Origin of the sequence: Paracoccus aeridis, assembly GCF_004923205.2 — a bacterium.
In the GTDB taxonomy this organism is placed as follows: Bacteria; Pseudomonadota; Alphaproteobacteria; order Rhodobacterales; family Rhodobacteraceae; genus Paracoccus; species Paracoccus aeridis.
On the sequence record NZ_SELD02000010.1, the window covers coordinates 67,702 to 84,276 of the forward strand.

Genomic DNA, 16,575 nt, shown 5'->3' on the forward strand with positions numbered 1-16,575 from the left:
GCTCAGCGGCCCTCGCCGGCCTCGCAACCCTCGCGGGCCTCGCGCACCGTGCGGACCATCAGGGCCACGTTCTCGGGGTCGGCGTCCGGGGTGATGCCGTGGCCGAGGTTGAAGATGTGCGGCCCGCCCGAGAACGCCCGGACGATCCGCCGCGTCTCGTCCACCAGCGCCTGGCCGCCCGTCACCATGTGCTGCGGCGCGAGATTGCCCTGCACGCATCCGTCGCGCTGCACGTTCTGCGCGGCCCAGGTCGCGTCGACCGAGTTGTCCAGGGCCACGCAGTCGGCCCCGGTCGCGCGGGCAAAGCCGGCGTAGCGCGGCCCCGCCTCGCGCGGGAAGGCGATCACGGGGACGGCGGGGTGGCGGGCCTTGAGCGCGGCGATGATCTTCGCGGCCGGGGCGACGGCAAAGTCGTCGAAATCCGGCCCGCGCAGGCTACCCGCCCAGCTGTCGAACAGCTTCACGACCTCGGCCCCGGCCTCGATCTGGGCGGACAGGTATTCGATCGTCGCGTCCGTCACGCGGTCGATCAGCGCCGCGAAGGTGGCGCGGTCCGCCGTCAACAGCGCACGCGCCGGGCCCTGGTCTTTGGTGCCGCGGCCCGCGATCATGTAGGTGGCGACGGTCCAGGGCGCGCCCGCGAACCCGATCAGCGTCGTCTCGGCGGGAAGTTCCCGGCGCAGGATGCGGACGGTTTCATAGATCGGCGACAGCGTGTCGTGGATCGCCGGGGTGGGTTTCAGCGCGGCGACCTCGGCCGGCGTCGTGGCGGTGGAAAGCAGCGGTCCCTCGCCGGTGACGAACCACAGGTCGAGGCCGAGCGCTTGCGGCACCAGCAGGATGTCGGCGAACAGGATCGCCGCGTCGAAACCGTAGCGGCGGATCGGCTGCAGCGTGACCTCGGCCGCGAGATCGGGGTTGTAGCAGAGCGACAGGAAGTCGCCCGCCTGCGCCCGCGTTGCGCGGTATTCGGGCAGGTAGCGGCCGGCCTGCCGCATCATCCAGATCGGCGGGACCGGCTGCGTCTCGCCCGCGAGGGCGCGCAGGATGGTCTTGGCGGGGCGGGGGCCGGGGGGGGCGGCGCCGGCGGGCGGCGGTCGGTTGATGTCCATGACCCTTCATCGCCACGCCCGCCCCGTTGTCAAGGCGCGCCCGCGGGCGTAACCGGGGTCGATGATCACCAGCTTTCCCGACCCCACCCGCCCGCTGCGGATCGGCACCCGCGGCTCGGCGCTCGCGCTGGCGCAGGCGCACGAGACCCGCGCCCGCCTGATGGCCGCCCACGCCCTGCCCGAGGACGCGTTCCGCATCGTCGTCATCAAGACCACCGGCGACCGGATCACCGACCGGCCCCTGAAGGAGATCGGCGGCAAGGGCCTGTTCACGCGCGAGATCGAGGACGCGCTGCTCGACGGCGAGATCGACCTTGCGGTCCATTCGATGAAGGACATGCCGGTGCTGCAGCCCGACGGGCTGGTCATCGACTGCTACCTGCCGCGCGAGGATCCGCGCGACGCCTTCGTCAGCCGGCTCTACGGCTCGATCGCCGAGATGCCGGCGGGGGCGCGGGTGGGATCGTCCAGCCTGCGGCGGCGCGCGCAGCTGATGCACGCGCGCCCGGACCTGCAGGTGGTCGAGTTCCGGGGCAACGTCCAGACCCGCCTGCGCAAGCTGGACGACGGCGTGGCCGACGCGACGTTCCTTGCGATGGCGGGATTGTCGCGGCTGGACATGGCGGGGATCGCGCGGCCGATCGGGACCGGCGAGATGCTGCCCGCGATCGCCCAGGGCGCGATCGGGATCGAGCGGCGGGCGGACGATCCGGTCGCCGCAGCGCTGGTCGCGGCGGTGTCGGACCTTGCCACCGCGCTGCGGGTCGGGGCGGAACGCGCGCTGCTCGCGGGGCTTGACGGATCCTGCGAGACGCCGATCGCGGGGCTGGCGGAGCTGGAGTCAGGCGGAACCCTGCGCCTGCGCGGGCAGATCCTTCTGCCGGACGGGTCGCTGTGCCTGTCGGGTGAACGCGAGGGACAGCCGGGCGACGGCCCCGCGATGGGCGCCGACCTCGCCGACGAACTGCTGCGCCGCGCCCCGCCCGCGTTCTTCGAGCTGACCGGCATCAGCACCGATAGAGGCTCGCCGCCGAAGTCCTGATCGGCGCGTAGGGGTTTCCCGGGCTGTTCGTGCGATGGGCTTGATGGATTTGCGGCCGGGTTGACTACGCTTGCCTGTCCTGGCCGCGAGTGCCGAGCCTTCTCCGTATGCCCGGCTTGCGGAGAAGGACATCCATACGCAACGCGGCAGAGCGCGCCCGTTGCCCTTGCTGCCTGCTGAACTCGCGCAGGGGCGGGAGGCGTCCGGGTTGCCGCCGAGAAGGACGGACTTGCCTGCCACGTCGAAGAAAGCAGCGCCGAGGACCGGAGTGTTCCTCAGGATCCCTGAGCCGATCTGGTCCACGATATCGAAACGAAACTTCCGCTGGCCTGCCTGCCAGGTGCGTTCCGGATCGAGGCGCGCCGGTCGGCCGTCAGTAGCTGCGGATCAGACCCACCAGCCGGCCCTGCAGGCGGACCTTGTCCTCGGGCAGGACGCGGGTCTCGTAAGCCGGGTTCGCCGCTTCCAGCGCGATCATGCCGCCGCGACGGCGATAGCGTTTCAGCGTCGCTTCCGCCCCTTCGATCAGCGCCACCACGATGTCGCCGTTGTCGGCGTGATCCTGTTCGCGGATCACCACCACGTCGCCGTCGTTGATGCCCGCGTCGATCATGGAATCGCCGCGCACTTCCAGCGCGTAGTGATGCTCGCGCCCCGACAGCATCGAGCTGGGGACCGCGATGTGGTGCGACACTTCCGAGATCGCCTCGATCGGAACGCCCGCGGCGATCCGGCCCATCACCGGAAGCTCGGTGGCCGGGCTGTCGACGATCGTCCGCGCGCCGCGCGGCAGCGGCGGACGGAAGCTGGCGCCCCGGGCCGTGTCGCGCGCGGGCTTGTCGCCGTCGATCACCTGCGGGGTGAAGCCGGTCACCCCATCGTCGAGCCCGCCACCGCCATCTGTCACCAAGTCGTCCGTAGCTTGGTTGTCCGCCGTCAGGTCGCCCTTGATCCCCGCGCGCAGGTTTTCCGGCAGGCGCACGATTTCCAGCGCCCGCGCGCGGTGCGGCAGGCGGCGGATGAAGCCGCGCTCTTCCAGCGCGGTGACGAGGCGGTGGATGCCCGACTTCGACCGCAGGTCCAGCGCCAGCTTCATTTCATCGAACGAAGGCGGGACGCCGTCGCGGGCCATCCGCACCTGGATGAATTCGAGAAGCTGGATCTGTTTGCGCGTCAGCATGGTCCGCCGCCTGTCCTGTTGTCGTCGAAATGGTCGATGTTCGAGGATTGTTCTAGGCGCAATCCCCTGTCCGGTCAACGACTAAGCTGATTCGCTGAAGAATTGGTTAAGCGCGGTCAAGCGGAATGAACGCGACCTGCTCGCCCGCCTTGCGCGCCGGATCGTCGGCCGGCCGCACGAGCAGCGCGTCCGCCTGAGCCATCAGCGACAGCCGCGCCGAGTCCTGGTCGGCGAAGGGCGTCACGACGGTTCCCCCGACGCCGTGCTCCAGCGTCGCGCGCAGATAGTGGGTGCGCTCGCCCTCCTCCGGAAGGTCGCGGCCCAGCACTCCGTGACGCACAGGCGGCGCGGCCTCCGTTCCCTGCATCTGACGGATGAGGGGTTGCATGAACAGGACCGCGCAAACCGCGGCAGATACTGGATTTCCCGGCAGGCCCAGCATGGCCGAGCCACCCAGCCGCCCGGCCATCAGCGGCTTTCCGGGCCGCATCCGCACCTTGTAGAACGCCTGATCCACCCCGAGATCGGCGGCCACCCGGCCGATCAGGTCATGGTCGCCCACGGACGCGCCGCCGATCGTGACGACGATATCGGCATCGGCCGCGTCCGTCAGGATCGCGCGCAGGCTTTCCTCGCTGTCGCGGGCAAGCGGCATGATCCGGACCTGCGCGCCCGCCTGCGTCGCGAGCGCCGCGACCGTCAGGTCGTTCGAGCTGATGATCTGCCCCTCGCCGGGGGTGGTGCCAGGGGGCACGAGCTCGTCGCCGCCGGCGACGATGGCCACGGTGGGCGCGCGGGCCACGGTCAGGCGAGGCACGTTCATCGCGGCCAGCAGGCCCAGGTCGGCGGGACCCAGGCGGCGCCCGGCGGGCAGGCTGTCGCCTTCGGCGAAGTCGTTGCCGCGGGCGCGGATGTGCGGTCCTGTCGCGCCTGCCGCCACGGTGATCGCGTCGCCGTCGCGGGCGACGTGTTCCTGCATGACGACCCGGTCGAAGCCGGGCGGCACCGGCGCGCCGGTGAAGATGCGGATGCTGGTGCCGGGCCTGGGCGTGCCTGTCCAGGGACGGCCGGCCGCCGCCTCTCCCACGACGGGCAGGGGGCCAGGCAGGTCGGCCGAGCGGACCGCGTAGCCGTCCATCGCGGCGGCATCGAACGGAGGCTGCGTCATCCGCGACACCGCAGGTTCCAGCAGCACCCGGCCGAGCGCGTCGGCAAGGTCGACGTCCTCGGGCTGCGGCGCCGGGGCGAGCGAAAGGACCCGCGCGAGCGCCTCGTCGACCGGGATCACGGCGCGGCCCGGAAGGTGCCGGACTTGCCGCCGGTCTTCTGAAGCAGGCGCACCCCTTCGATCCGCATGTCCTTCTGCGCGGCCTTGAGCATGTCGTAGACGGTCAGCGCGGCGACGGTGGCGGCTGTCAGCGCCTCCATCTCGACGCCGGTGCGTCCGGTGGTCCGGGCCGTCGCGGTGATGCGGATGCCGGGGAGCGTCGGGTCGGGCGCCAAATCCAGCGCGACCTTGTCCAAGGGAAGCGGATGGCACAGCGGGATCAGGTCGGCGGTGCGCTTGGCCCCCATGATCCCGGCGAGGCGGGCGACGCCCAGCACGTCGCCCTTGGCCGCGCCGCCCTGTGCCAGCGCGAGGGTTCCGGGCGACATGACGACCAGCGCCTCTGCGATCGCCTCGCGCGCCGTCGGTTCCTTGCCCGACACGTCGACCATGTGGGCCTGGCCCGCGCCGTCGAAATGGGTCAGCGTCATGGCCGGTCCACCGGCGCGGCGCCGAGGATCGTGCGGGTCGCGCCCGTCACGTCGTCCTGCCGCATCAGGCTTTCGCCGATCAGGAACCGGCGCACACCCGCGTCCATCATCCGCGCGAGGTCGTCGTGCGTGAAAAGCCCGCTTTCGCAGACCACGTCGCGCCCCTCGGTGATCCGCGGCGCGAGTTGAAGCGTCGTATCAAGATCGACGTCGAACGTCTTGAGGTTGCGATTGTTTATTCCGATCAGCTGCGACTTAAGTCGGAGCGCGCGGTCGAGTTCGCCCTCGTCGTGCACTTCGATCAGCGCGTCCATGCCCCAGTGGGTCGCGGCGTCTTCAAGCTCGGCGGCGAGGGTGTCGTCGACCGACGCCATGATAATCAGGATGCAGTCCGCGCCCCAGGCGCGCGCCTCGGCGACCTGATAGGGGTCGTGCAGGAAATCCTTGCGCAGCACCGGCAGGTCGCAGGCGGCTCGGGCGGAGATCAGGAACTCGGGCGCGCCCTGGAAGCTCGGGCCGTCGGTCAGGATCGACAGGCACGCCGCGCCGCCGTTCTCGTAGGCGCGGGCGAGCGCGGGCGGGTCGAAGTCGGGGCGGATCAGGCCCTTCGAGGGGCTGGCCTTCTTGATCTCGGCGATCAGCGCCGGGCCGGTTGCCGCGGCGCCGGTCAGGGCAGCGGCGAAGCCACGGACGGGCGGGGCGGCGCGCGCCGCATCCTCGACCGCCGCGAGCGGCCGGGCGGCCTTGGCCGCGGCGATTTCCTCAAGCTTGTAGGCCTTGATGCGGTCGAGAATGTTCATGAGCCGGTGATAGCTGCCGCGACAGGCGATGCGCAACCGCTGTCGGGGGCGCCTGCCCAGTCGATCGGCGCGCCCCCTTGGGCCGCCAGCCAGTCGTTCGTGCGGCTGAACGGGCGCGAGCCGAAGAAGCCGCGCCGGGCCGAGAGTGGCGACGGGTGGGCGGATTCGATCACCAGGTCGCCCGCGCGGGGAAGGCCCGCGGCCGCCTTCTGGGCGTGACCGCCCCACAGGATGAAGGCGACGGGGCCGTGGCGCTGCGCCTCGGCAATGGCCTCGCGGGCAAGGCGGTCCCAGCCCCAGCGGGCGTGGGCGCCCGCGCCACCCGGCGGCACGGAAAGCGAGGTGTTCAGCAGCAGGACGCCCTGCCGGGCCCAGTGCGACAGGTCGCCGCCGGCGGGTGCACACCCCGTGTCGGCCCGCAATTCGGCCATGATGTTGGCCAGCGAGCGCGGCAGCGGCACGCCGGGGCCGACCGAGAAGGCGAGGCCGTTGGCGTGGCCCGGCGTGGGGTAGGGGTCCTGGCCGAGGATGACCACGCGGACGTCCTTCGGCGCGACGGCGTCGAGGGCGGCGAAGACGCGGCTGGGGCCGGGGAGCCAGTCGATGGCGGCGAGCCGGCCCCGAATCGCGGGCCAGTCTTGCCGGAAGAAGGGCAGGTGCGCCCAGGCGTCCGGGATGCGGGGTCCAGGCGCGGGGCCGGGCTGCGCGGTCAAGCCGCGGGCGTCCCGACCGCCGCGACGAGGCGCGAGAGCCGGTCCTTCGCCGCGCCGGAATCGATCGAGGCGCGCGCGATCTCCGTCCCCTCGCGCAGGTCGGCGGCCCGGCCCGCGACCAGCAGCGCCGCCGCTGCGTTCAAGAGAACCGCGTCGCGGTAGGCCCCCGGCTCTCCGTTCAGCAGGCGGCGCAGGGCGGCGGCGTTGTGCGCGGGCTCGCCGCCGACGATGTCGTCGAAGGGATGGACGGGCAGGCCAGCATCCTCGGGCGAGATCTCGAACTCCGTCACCGCGCCGTCCTTCAGCTGCGCGACGCGGCTGGGGGCGGCGATCGACAGCTCGTCGGTGCCGTCGCCGCCGTGGACGATCCACACCGAGCGCGAGCCGAGTTCGCGCAGCACCTCGGCCATCGGGCGCAGCCAGTCGGTCGAGAAGGTGCCGGTCAGCTGCCGGGTCACGCCCGCGGGATTGGTCAGCGGGCCCAGCAGGTTGAAGATCGTGCGGGTGCCGAGTTCGGCCCGCGCGGGCCCCACGTTGCGCATCGAGGGGTGGTGCATCGTCGCCATCATGAAGCAGATGCCGCAGCTCTCGATCGCGCGCTGCGACGCGTCGGGCGCGCCCATGACGTTGAGCCCGAGATGCGTCAGCGCGTCGGCGCTGCCCGATTTCGACGACAGGTTCCGGTTGCCGTGCTTGGCGACCGGAACGCCCGCCCCGGCCACCACGAAGGCCGTTGCGGTCGAGATGTTCAGCGTCCCCTTGCCGTCGCCCCCGGTGCCGACGATGTCGATCGCGCCTTCGGGCGCGGTGATGCGGTTCATCCGCGCGCGCATGGCGGCGGCGGCGGCGGTGATCTCCTCCACCGTCTCGCCGCGGACGCGCATGGCCATCAGCAGCCCGCCCATCTGCGCGGGGGTGGCCGCGCCGTCGAACAGCGCGGCGAAGGCGGCACCCGCCTCGTCCGCCGTCAGCGGGCGCGATGCTGCAAGCCCGATCAGCGGGCGGATGTCGGTCGCGGTGTCGGTCATGCCGCAGCCGCGCCCGCGCCCGCCCCTGCGCCAGCGTTGCCGCAGCGGCGCAGGAAGTTCCCGATCATCTCGTGCCCGTGTTCGGAGCGGATGCTTTCGGGGTGGAACTGCACGCCCTCGATCGGCAGCGTCCGGTGGGCAAGGCCCATGATGGTGCCGTCGGCCGCCGTCGCGGTTACGCGCAGGCAATCGGGCAGGCTGCCCGGGCAGACCGTCAGCGAATGGTAGCGCGTCGCGCGGAGCGGCGAGGGCAGGCCGGCGAAAAGGCCGGTGCCGTCGTGGCCGACGTCGTCGACCTTGCCGTGGACGATGCGGTCCGCGCGCACGACGCGGCCCCCGAACGCCTCGCCGATGGCCTGGTGGCCAAGGCAGACGCCCATGACGGGCAGGCCCGTCTCGGCCGCGCGGCGGATCAGGGGGACGATGATGCCGGCCTGCGCGGGCGCGCAGGGACCGGGGGACACGACGATCCCGGCGGCGCCGCGCGCCAGCGCCTGCTCGACCGTCAGGGCGTCGTTGCGGACGACCTCGACCTCGGCGCCCGCTTCGCCCAGGTAGTGGACGAGGTTCCAGGTGAAGCTGTCGTAGTTGTCGATCATCAGGACCCTTGTGGTTCCTGGAACGGCGGGCTGCGACAGCCTTGGGGCGAGGTCCGGCATGGGGGTGGCTCCGCTTGAACGGTGGGCTATAGATGGGCCAAAGCTCCGTCAGGGGCAAGACGGCCGCGGCCGCCGGGGCGCGGGCGCCGGTGAGGCGGCAACGGTGAAGGCGGGGACATGACGGGCGCATTTCTGAAGGGGCTGGTGCACGGCACGCTGCTGTGCGGGGCGGCGCTGGCGGCCCTGTCTCTGGCGATGCCGCTTGCCGGGCGGGACGGGACAGGTGAGGTCGGGGCGGGGCAGGTGATGACGGAACGGGCCGAAAGGCCGGCGCCAGCGGGGACCGAGCCCGCCGATCCGGCCCGCGTTTCGGTCGGGGCTGCGGGCGAGCCTTCGGCCGAGGCTTCGGTCGCGGCAGCGGCCGGGCCCGATGACGCGCCGGTCGAAGACGTGGTCCCCGCGGACAGCGTCTCGATCACCATGCAGTCCGGGTCGTCCCCCGGCGATCCGCCCGCCGCCACGTCGCTGCCGCTGCCCGCAGGGTCGGAGTTCGCGCGCGGCACCGACCTGCAACCCTCGGCCCCGCGCCCGCTCGACGCGCGCGCCGCCCCCGCCACGGCCGCGCCGCCGGTCACCGTGCTGCCCGCGGACGAACCCAGCCCGTCGCCCGCGTCCCTCGCCGCCGAACCGCCCGCCGCGCCCCCGGCGGAGGCGCCTGCGCCCTCGGCCCCCGCGGCGCCCGCGCCCGTCGCCGACGAGCCGGACCTGCCGCCGGCGCCTGTAGCCGAGGTCGCGATCCCCGTGCCGCCGCCCGGCAAGGTTATGACCCCCGTCCCTGATCGCCGGCCGGAACTGGCCGGGGCGCCGGATATCCCGGCAGGCGATGCCGCGCCCCTGCAAGCCGCTGCCGACAGGATCGCCACGACCGTCCCGCTCGCCCCGGACCCCGCCGCGCGGGCGGGCTCGCCGAGTGCCGCGCCGAGTGCTGCATCGGGCGACGCCGCGCCCGCAGGCGGCATCGCCGCCGCGCGTCCCTCCGCCGCCCGCACCCCGTCCATGCCCGCGCCGGGGCCGGACCTGTCCACGCCGCCCGACCTTTCGGACCTTCGCGCGATCGAACGGAACTGACATGCTGCCGCTGAACCCCGCGCTCGCCGCAACCTTCCGCCCCCCCGTGATGGAGGCGCGGCGCTGGCTGGACGGCGTGACCTTTCCTCCCGACCGCCCGCTCATCAACGTGAGCCAGGCGGCGCCCGTCGATCCGCCGCCGCAGGATCTGCGCCGCGCGATGGCCGACGCCGCGCTGCACCGCGCGGACGCGCATCTCTACGGCCCCGTCCTCGGCAACGCCGACCTGCGCGAGGAGGTGGCGGCGCAGTGGACCACGGCCTATGGCGGCGCGGTCGATCCCGCCTGCGTCGCGATCACGCAGGGCTGCAACCAGGCCTTCTGCGCGGCGCTGGCGACGCTCGCGGGGCCGGGGGACGAGGTGATCGTGCCGGTGCCGTGGTACTTCAACCACAAGATGTGGCTGGACATGCAGGGGGTGACCACGGTGCCGCTGTCCTGCGGGCAGGGGATGGTGCCCGACGTGGACCAGGCGGCGGCGCTCGTCACGCCCCGCACCCGCGCGATCGTGCTGGTCAGCCCCAACAACCCGTCGGGCGCGGAATACCCGGCCGAGGTCATCCGCGCCTTCTTCGACCTGTGCCGCGCCCGCGGGCTGGCGCTTGTCATCGACGAGACCTACCGCGACTTCGATTCGCGGTCCGGCGCGCCGCACGACCTGTTCGGCGATCCCGGCTGGGGCGACACCCTGATCCAGCTCTACTCCTTCTCCAAGGCCTACCGCCTGACCGGGCACCGCGTCGGCGCGCTGGTGGCGAGCCGCGAACGGCTGGTCGAGGTCGAGAAGTTCCTCGACACGGTCGCGATCTCGACCGGGCAGCTGGGGCAGATCGGCGCGGTCTGGGGGATGCGGAACCTGCGCGGCTGGATCGCGGGTGAGCGGGTCGAGATCCTGCGCCGCCGCGCCGCGATGGAGGCGGGAATGGCGGGGCTGGACGGGTGGCGGCTGAAGGGGTGCGGCGCGTATTTCGCATGGGTGGAACATCCGTTCGCGCTGTCCTCGGACGACCTCGCCCGCCGCCTGGTGGCCGAGGCGGGGGTCCTGCTTCTGCCCGGCACGATGTTCATGCCGGACGGCGACCCGGACGCCGCGCGCCATGTCCGCATCGCCTTCGCCAACGCGGACGAAGCCGGGATCGCCGCGTTGATGGACCGCCTCGCCGCGTTCCGGCCCTGACGCCCCGGCTCGCGCAGGACTGACGCCCGAAGCCTTGCCGGGCGGGGGCGGGGGCCATAAAGACTGCGTCCATCGAACCATGGCCGCCGGACGGGGGCCGCCAGACGGGGACAGGAACCACATGACCAGCATGCGCACCAGGGGCAAGTCCACGATCGTCTGGCTGCTGATGGGAATGCTGCTGCTGGGCCTGGGCGGTTTCGGCGTCACCAACTTCGCCGGCGGCGGGGCCGGAGAGCTGGGCGAGGTCGGGAACACGCCGGTGGAGACCAACGACTACCTGCGCGCCATCGATCAGGAGATGCGGGCGTTCGAGGCGCAGACCGGCCAGAACCTCACCGCCGAGCAGGCGCGCCAGCTTGGCCTCCCGCAGGTCGTGCAGGCTCGCCTGTTCGCCGCCGCCGCGCTGGAGGACGAGGCGAACCGGCTCGGCGTCTCGGTGGGCGACCAGATGGTGGCGGAACAGATCCGCAACGCCGATGCCTTCCGGGGCCTGACCGGGCAGTTCGACGCCGACCGCTACAACCAGGTGCTGCGGAGCCAGGGCCTGACCCCTGCCTCGTTCGAGCATAACGTCCGAATGGACCAGGCCCGCCTGATCCTGCAATCCGCCGTGACGGACGGCGTCACGGCGCCCCAGGTGGTGGCCGAACGCACCGCGGGCTGGCTTCTGGAAACGCGCGACCTCGCCTGGCAGGAACTGACCGACGCCGACCTGGCCGCGCCGATCATGCCCCCCGACGAAGCCACGCTCCGCGCCTGGCACGAGGCGAACGGCCCCCGCTTCACCGCGCCCGAGACGCGCCAGATCACCTACGCCTGGCTCACGCCCGAGATGCTGGCCGACACGGTCCAGCTGGACGACCAGGCGCTGCGGGGCATCTACGAGCAGAACATCGCGCAGTATCAGCAGCCCGAGCGCCGCATGGTCGAGCGGCTGGTCTATCCGGACGAGGTCGAGGCGCAGGCCGCCAGGGCGCGGCTGGACGCGGGCCAGGCGTCCTTCGAGCAGCTGGCGAACGAACGCGGGCTGCAACTGACCGACATCGACCTGGGCGAGGTGGCAGAGGCCGATCTGGGCGCGGCGGGCGCGGCTGTGTTCGCGCTGGACCAGCCGGGCGTCGTCGGGCCGGTCCAGACCGACCTCGGGCCCGCGCTCGTGTCGATGAACGCGATCCTCGACCCGGTGAACATCACCTTCGAACAGGCGCTGCCCGACCTCCGCGCCGAGGCCGCGGCCGACGCGGCCCGCCGCCAGATCGACGACAACACCGCCGCATACGAGGATCTTCTTGCCGGCGGCGCCGAGCTGGAAGCTCTGGCCGAGGAAACGCCGATGGAGATCGGCAAGATCGACTGGACCGCCGGGGCCGAGCAGGCACACGGCAGCATCGCCGCCTACCCGGAGTTCCGCCAGCGCGCCGCGGCCATCACGCAGAGCGACTTTCCGGAACTCGTCCCGCTGGAGGATGGCGGGATCTTCGCGATGCGGCTCGACAACGTCGTCGCCCCGGCGCTGATCCCGTTCGAGGACGCGCGCGAGGCGGTGCTGGCCGACTGGACGGCCGCCGAACGGCTGCGCCGGCTTCAGGCGGTTGCGGACGAACGCAAGCTGGCGACGATGGCGCCGTCCACCGCGCCGGTGCCGGCGGCACCCGCCGCCCCGCAGCCCGGAACGCAACCCGGAACGCAGCTTGGAGCAACGTCTGGAACTCAGCCAGCCGCGCAGACCGTCGCGACCGGCGCGGGCGCCGCGGCCCCGCCCGCGCCGGGACAGCCAGCAGCGGGACAGCCAGCGCCGGGACAGCCCGCGGCGCCCGCCCCGGTCGCCGCGCCGCAGCTCATCGCTGCCACGAACGTGACCCGCGACACCGTGCTGGACGGGGCCGAGCCCGAGCTCGTCACCGCGGCCTTCGAGCTGACCCGGCCCGGCGAGGCCGAGGTCGTGACCGCCAACGACCGCGTCTTCCTGGTGCGGCTCGACGGGATCAACCCCGCCGACCTGACCGCCGAGGACGCAAAGGCCACGACCGAGGCCGTATCGCGCCGGCTCACGGATTCGCTGCGGGGCGATCTCTTCGACTATTATACCCGTGCGCTGCAGGCGGCGCGCGGCGTGCAGATCAACGCGGCCGCGATCGCCGCCGCAAACGCGCGGATTCAATAGTGGACCTCTCGCCTGACTTTCCCCCGTTCGAGGCGGGCTGGGCGCAGGGGCGCAGCCAGCTGGTGACCGTAAGCCTGCCCGCCGACCTCGACACGCCGGTCAGCCTGATGCTGAAGCTCGCGGCCGCGCAGCCAAACAGCTTCGTGCTGGAAAGCGTCACCGGCGGCGAGATCCGCGGCCGGTATTCCATGGTCGGCATGAAGCCGGACCTCGTCTGGGAATGCCGCGACGGGCGCGCGCGCATCAACCGGCAGGCGCTGTGGTCGGAAACCTTCGAGCCCGACGCGCGCCCCGCGCTCGACAGCCTGCGGGCGCTGATCGCGGAAAGCCGGATCGACATGCCCGACGGCATCCCGGCGGGCGCGGCGGGGCTCTACGGCTATCTCGGCTACGACATGATCCGGCTGGTCGAGCACCTGCCCGACGTGAACCCCGATCCGATCGGCGCCCCCGACGCGATGCTGATCCGGCCTTCGGTCGTGGCGGTGCTGGACGGCGTGAAGGGCGAGGTGACGCTGTGCGCGCCCGCCTGGCACGACGCGGGCCTGCCCGCGCGCGCCGCCTACGCGCAGGCGGCCGAACGGGTGATGGAGGCGCTGCGCAGCCTCGACCACCTGCCCGTGACGCATCGCCCGCTGGGCGAAAGCGGCCGCGCGGGCGAGCCGCGCTCGAACTTTTCGCGCGACGACTACCTTGCCGCGGTCGAGCGGGCCAAGGACTACATCCGGGCGGGCGACATCTTCCAGGTCGTGCCGTCGCAGCGCTGGGCGCTGGACTTCCCGCTGCCGCCCTTCGCGCTGTACCGCTCGCTCCGCCGCACCAACCCGTCACCGTTCATGTTCTTCCTGAACATGAAGCCGGACGCCGCGCGGCAGGGCACGGGCAGCTTCCAGATCGTCGGCGCCAGCCCGGAAATCCTCGTCCGCCTGCGCGGCGGCGAGGTGACGATCCGTCCCATCGCCGGCACCCGCCCGCGCGGCGCGACCGAGGAGGAGGACCGCGCCAACGAGGCCGACCTGCTGGCCGACGAAAAGGAGCTGGCCGAGCACCTGATGCTGCTGGACCTTGGCCGCAACGACGTGGGCCGGGTCGCGCGGACGGGCACGGTGCGCCCGACCGAGCAGTTCATCATCGAACGCTACAGCCACGTCATGCATATCGTCTCGAACGTGGTGGGCGAACTGCGCGAGGGCGAGGATGCGCTGTCGGCGCTGCTGGCGGGGATGCCCGCGGGCACCGTCAGCGGCGCGCCCAAGGTCCGCGCCATGCAGATCATCGACGAGCTGGAGCCGGAGAAGCGCGGCGTCTATGGCGGCGCGGTCGGCTATTTCGCCGCGAACGGCGAGATGGACATGTGCATCGCGCTGAGAACCGGGGTGGTCAAGGACGGCACGCTTTACATCCAGGCGGGCGGCGGCGTGGTCTACGACAGCGATCCGGCATCCGAGTTCACCGAGACGGTGAACAAGTCCCGCGCCCTGATCCGCGCGGCCGAAGGCGCGGCGCGCTTCGTTCCGGGGAACGGCTGACCTCTCCCTTCGCGGAACCCCCGCGCCGCGCCGACCGTTGGACCAGTCCAATGGAAGGAGAGTGCGATGAGACCCGAACAGGTCCGCGACCCCAACAAGAAGCCGTCCGAGGGCGGGATCCTGCAGGATTCCGGCGAAGGCGACGCAGTGCGCGACGGAATCCCCGCGAACGGCACCCGCTCGACCGAACCACAGGGCCCCGAAGACATGACAGGCGGCGCGACGCCTCCGGTCGGCTGAATACGGCGGCTTACAGCCGCATCGCCGGGACACCCGGCACCGCAGAAAGGACAACCCATGGGCAACCTTCCCTTCGAACGCACGCGCTACAACCCTGTGCAGGACGTCACCGGCGAGGAAGCCGAGCGCAACAAGCAGCAGATGAACACCGCCGAGGCCTCGCGCGAGCAGAAGCAGGCCGTTCCCGGGCAGGGTCCGGACAATCATGGCGGCGACGAGAACCTGAAGGCCGGCGTCCAGGAAGGCAGCGCCGAGGCGGACGCCACGCCATCGGGCACGGGGCAACCGGGGAACGCAAGCTCCGGGACCGGCGGATCGGGCACGGGCCAGACCGGCCGCAACGGCTGACCCGGAATCAGGGCATCTGATTTACGAAAGCGACGGCGGCGGCTCACCGCCGCTTTTGTGGCGGTGAACATGCATGGCGGTCGGCGTAGACCAGTTGCTGGCCGCACCGCTTACATGCGATTCCGGGACTAGCGGACGCTTGGCTATCTATGTCGTGAGGTCATGAAAAGCGGTTCCGACGACGGCAAAAGCAAACGGCGTTACAGCCCTGTAACGCATCTATCGCGATGGTCGGGGCGAGAGGATTCGAACCTCCGGCCTACGGTACCCAAAACCGTCGCGCTACCAGGCTGCGCCACGCCCCGAACGCCGGACTTGTAGCCGCAGCGCGGGGGCGGCGAAAGGGGCAACCTCGGGCGGCGGCGCGGTTTGTGGCGGCATTTCCGCCCGGAGATTGTGCGGCGTGTCCGCTCAGGGGCAGGGGGCCGCGGCCGTCGCTTGGGGCAGGCGCGGGTGGCGCAGGACGGCGCCGGTCCTGAGCCCCAGCCGCGCGGCTTCGCCCCCGCCGATCTCCAGCACCATCAGGCGGTCGGGATCAGGATCGCCGGGGGCCGCGCCGGGCAGGGGCGTCAGGTCCAGCGGGCGGGCGTCCGGGTGGATGTGACGCACGACGCCGGCCTCGTCCATGAACAGAATGTCCAGGGGGACGAGCGTGTTCTTCATCCAGAAGGATTGCGGGCGGGCCTCGTCGAACACGAACAGCATGCCGGTGCCGGGCTTCAGCGCCGGGCGGTTCATCAGCCCGGTCGCGCGCTCGGCCGGATCGTCCGCGATCTCGACGGCGAACGGCACCTCGCGGGTGCCGACGATCAGCGTGGCGAGATGGTCGCGGCACACCGGCGCAGGAGCGGTCTGCGCCGATGCCGGCGCTGCGCCGGACAGCAGCGCGGCGAGCGCCGCCGGCAGCGCCGTCCGCACGCGAAAGCGCTTCAATCGGTGCTACCTTCGCGCAAGCTGGGGAAAGCTCGCCGCCGCCCGCAACGGGTCCTGCCTTTCCTCAAGGGCGCGGTCGGGCACGCGGCGGTTCCAGTGATCGGGCAGGTTCAGGTCGTCGAGGTCGTCGCCGAGCAGGGTCTCGGGGCGGTAGGTGTGCGGCAGCAGCGGCTCCGCCAGGGGCGCGGCGGCGGCCGAATCCTCGGCGGCCCGGTCCCAGCTGAACATCTGCGCCGCCATCAGGCCACGCCGGCCCTCGACGACGCGCATGCCCACGGCTTCGCCCTGCACCAGGTCCGCGAAACCGGAATGGCGCACGACCTCGATGTGCAGGAACACGTCGTCGCGGCGGCCGAACACGTTGGCGAAGCCGAAGCCCTTGGCGCGATCGAACCACTTCACCCGCGCGGGCAGCGGCGGCAGGCGCATCAGGTCGTCGTGCGAGATGTTGCACAGGTCGGCGATGGGGGCGGTGGAAACCTCGGACGCGGTGTCGATGCCGATGATGCGCGCCGCCTGCCGGCCGCGATCGGCGCTGATGGCGTCGACGACGATCCGCGTCCCCTCGGCGACCGAGCCCTGCCCGAACTTGCGCAGGACGTTGCCGTGGATCAGGACATACGCCCCTCCGGCGTCGTCCACCAGAAAGCCGAAGCCGCGATTCGCATCGAACCATTTGACGTAACCGGACACGCGCTGGGCGTGTTCCGACGTTTCTTCATGCACCCTGAGCCACCATCCTGCAATCATCTGACAGACGGCACGTGATGAACCGAAAGTGAAGCTGGATCAAGTCACCTGCTCTTCCAACGTAGTTTACC

17 protein-coding genes and 1 tRNA gene are annotated in these 16,575 nt (G+C 71.9%); 7 read left to right on the top strand and 11 right to left on the bottom strand.

What is annotated here, in order from left to right:
- Positions 1 to 2: 2 nt before the first annotated feature.
- Entirely contained in the window at positions 3 to 1,112 is a 1,110-nt protein-coding gene (gene hemE / locus ELI80_RS05220; RefSeq protein WP_136650062.1) for a uroporphyrinogen decarboxylase, read from the bottom strand.
- A 61-nt stretch (positions 1,113 to 1,173) separates the two neighbouring features.
- Here hemE and hemC point away from each other — a divergent pair, with 61 nt between their 5' ends.
- Positions 1,174 to 2,154, top strand: coding sequence for a hydroxymethylbilane synthase (hemC, locus tag ELI80_RS05225; RefSeq protein WP_136650063.1), 981 nt, complete (start codon positions 1,174 to 1,176; stop codon positions 2,152 to 2,154).
- 373 nt (positions 2,155 to 2,527) lie between these two features.
- Here the strand turns inward: hemC and lexA are convergent, their stop codons facing one another.
- The 7 genes from lexA to ELI80_RS05260 form a co-directional block, all read right to left on the bottom strand.
- Positions 2,528 to 3,334, bottom strand: a complete 807-nt coding sequence (lexA, locus tag ELI80_RS05230) for a transcriptional repressor LexA (protein WP_136650064.1) — start codon at positions 3,332 to 3,334, stop codon at positions 2,528 to 2,530.
- A 106-nt stretch (positions 3,335 to 3,440) separates the two neighbouring features.
- Positions 3,441 to 4,622: a molybdopterin molybdotransferase MoeA gene (locus ELI80_RS05235; RefSeq protein ID WP_136650065.1), complete on the bottom strand. Its 1,182-nt coding sequence runs from the start codon at positions 4,620 to 4,622 to the stop codon at positions 3,441 to 3,443.
- Positions 4,619 to 5,092 carry a cyclic pyranopterin monophosphate synthase MoaC gene (moaC, locus tag ELI80_RS05240; RefSeq protein ID WP_136650066.1) on the bottom strand — a complete coding sequence of 158 codons (474 nt, stop codon included), beginning with the start codon at positions 5,090 to 5,092 and terminating at the stop codon, positions 4,619 to 4,621. Before moaC ends, ELI80_RS05235 begins: the two co-directional genes overlap by 4 nt.
- A complete protein-coding gene (trpC, locus tag ELI80_RS05245; RefSeq protein ID WP_136650067.1) occupies positions 5,089 to 5,892 on the bottom strand; it encodes an indole-3-glycerol phosphate synthase TrpC in 804 nt (267 codons plus the stop codon). The genes moaC and trpC overlap by 4 nt, the downstream gene beginning before the upstream one ends.
- Positions 5,889 to 6,605: a uracil-DNA glycosylase gene (locus ELI80_RS05250; protein WP_236641338.1), complete on the bottom strand. Its 717-nt coding sequence runs from the start codon at positions 6,603 to 6,605 to the stop codon at positions 5,889 to 5,891. The genes trpC and ELI80_RS05250 overlap by 4 nt, the downstream gene beginning before the upstream one ends.
- Positions 6,602 to 7,633, bottom strand: coding sequence for an anthranilate phosphoribosyltransferase (gene trpD / locus ELI80_RS05255; protein WP_136650068.1), 1,032 nt, complete (start codon positions 7,631 to 7,633; stop codon positions 6,602 to 6,604). The genes ELI80_RS05250 and trpD overlap by 4 nt, the downstream gene beginning before the upstream one ends.
- The gene (locus ELI80_RS05260) at positions 7,630 to 8,292 is read right to left on the bottom strand and encodes an anthranilate synthase component II (RefSeq protein ID WP_136650069.1); all 663 of its coding nucleotides are present in this window, start codon (positions 8,290 to 8,292) and stop codon (positions 7,630 to 7,632) included. Before ELI80_RS05260 ends, trpD begins: the two co-directional genes overlap by 4 nt.
- A gap of 117 nt (positions 8,293 to 8,409) precedes the next feature.
- On the opposite strand from ELI80_RS05260, the gene ELI80_RS05265 reads away from it, so the two are divergent.
- From ELI80_RS05265 to ELI80_RS05285, 6 genes are all read left to right on the top strand, one after another.
- Complete coding sequence (locus ELI80_RS05265) at positions 8,410 to 9,360, top strand: hypothetical protein (RefSeq protein ID WP_136650070.1); 951 nt, start codon at positions 8,410 to 8,412, stop codon at positions 9,358 to 9,360.
- A gap of 1 nt (position 9,361) precedes the next feature.
- Positions 9,362 to 10,537, top strand: coding sequence for an aminotransferase (locus ELI80_RS05270; RefSeq protein WP_136650071.1), 1,176 nt, complete (start codon positions 9,362 to 9,364; stop codon positions 10,535 to 10,537).
- 121 nt (positions 10,538 to 10,658) lie between these two features.
- Positions 10,659 to 12,704, top strand: coding sequence for a peptidylprolyl isomerase (locus ELI80_RS05275; protein WP_236641339.1), 2,046 nt, complete (start codon positions 10,659 to 10,661; stop codon positions 12,702 to 12,704).
- Positions 12,704 to 14,233 carry an anthranilate synthase component I gene (gene trpE / locus ELI80_RS05280; protein WP_136650072.1) on the top strand — a complete coding sequence of 510 codons (1,530 nt, stop codon included), beginning with the start codon at positions 12,704 to 12,706 and terminating at the stop codon, positions 14,231 to 14,233. Before ELI80_RS05275 ends, trpE begins: the two co-directional genes overlap by 1 nt.
- Before the next feature lie 66 nt (positions 14,234 to 14,299).
- On the top strand, positions 14,300 to 14,473 hold the full coding sequence (locus ELI80_RS16015; protein ID WP_161596427.1) for a hypothetical protein: 174 nt from the start codon (positions 14,300 to 14,302) through the stop codon (positions 14,471 to 14,473).
- 57 nt (positions 14,474 to 14,530) lie between these two features.
- The gene (locus ELI80_RS05285; RefSeq protein ID WP_136650073.1) at positions 14,531 to 14,821 is read left to right on the top strand and encodes a hypothetical protein; all 291 of its coding nucleotides are present in this window, start codon (positions 14,531 to 14,533) and stop codon (positions 14,819 to 14,821) included.
- Positions 14,822 to 15,049: 228 nt separating this feature from the next.
- On the opposite strand, the gene ELI80_RS05290 is transcribed toward ELI80_RS05285, so the two are convergent.
- The 3 genes from ELI80_RS05290 to ELI80_RS05300 form a co-directional block, all read right to left on the bottom strand.
- Positions 15,050 to 15,126: transfer RNA gene (locus ELI80_RS05290), tRNA-Pro, on the bottom strand.
- Between the two features lie 106 nt (positions 15,127 to 15,232).
- A complete protein-coding gene (locus ELI80_RS05295) occupies positions 15,233 to 15,754 on the bottom strand; it encodes a DUF192 domain-containing protein (protein WP_236641340.1) in 522 nt (173 codons plus the stop codon).
- A 6-nt stretch (positions 15,755 to 15,760) separates the two neighbouring features.
- The gene (locus ELI80_RS05300) at positions 15,761 to 16,447 is read right to left on the bottom strand and encodes a cold-shock protein (protein WP_236641341.1); all 687 of its coding nucleotides are present in this window, start codon (positions 16,445 to 16,447) and stop codon (positions 15,761 to 15,763) included.
- Between the last annotated feature and the right edge of the window lie 128 nt (positions 16,448 to 16,575).

What these genes read in the sequence shown, in the direction of transcription:
- hemE (WP_136650062.1), bottom strand. Translation starts at nt 1,112, where the DNA reads ATGGACATCAACCGACCGCCGCCCGCCGGCGCCGCCCCCCCCGGCCCC.
- hemC (WP_136650063.1), top strand. Translation starts at nt 1,174, where the DNA reads ATGATCACCAGCTTTCCCGACCCCACCCGCCCGCTGCGGATCGGCACC.
- lexA (WP_136650064.1), bottom strand. Translation starts at nt 3,334, where the DNA reads ATGCTGACGCGCAAACAGATCCAGCTTCTCGAATTCATCCAGGTGCGG.
- moaC (WP_136650066.1), bottom strand. Translation starts at nt 5,092, where the DNA reads ATGACGCTGACCCATTTCGACGGCGCGGGCCAGGCCCACATGGTCGAC.
- trpC (WP_136650067.1), bottom strand. Translation starts at nt 5,892, where the DNA reads ATGAACATTCTCGACCGCATCAAGGCCTACAAGCTTGAGGAAATCGCC.
- trpD (WP_136650068.1), bottom strand. Translation starts at nt 7,633, where the DNA reads ATGACCGACACCGCGACCGACATCCGCCCGCTGATCGGGCTTGCAGCA.
- ELI80_RS05260 (WP_136650069.1), bottom strand. Translation starts at nt 8,292, where the DNA reads ATGCCGGACCTCGCCCCAAGGCTGTCGCAGCCCGCCGTTCCAGGAACC.
- ELI80_RS05265 (WP_136650070.1), top strand. Translation starts at nt 8,410, where the DNA reads ATGACGGGCGCATTTCTGAAGGGGCTGGTGCACGGCACGCTGCTGTGC.
- ELI80_RS05270 (WP_136650071.1), top strand. Translation starts at nt 9,362, where the DNA reads ATGCTGCCGCTGAACCCCGCGCTCGCCGCAACCTTCCGCCCCCCCGTG.
- ELI80_RS05275 (WP_236641339.1), top strand. Translation starts at nt 10,659, where the DNA reads ATGACCAGCATGCGCACCAGGGGCAAGTCCACGATCGTCTGGCTGCTG.
- ELI80_RS16015 (WP_161596427.1), top strand. Translation starts at nt 14,300, where the DNA reads ATGAGACCCGAACAGGTCCGCGACCCCAACAAGAAGCCGTCCGAGGGC.
- ELI80_RS05285 (WP_136650073.1), top strand. Translation starts at nt 14,531, where the DNA reads ATGGGCAACCTTCCCTTCGAACGCACGCGCTACAACCCTGTGCAGGAC.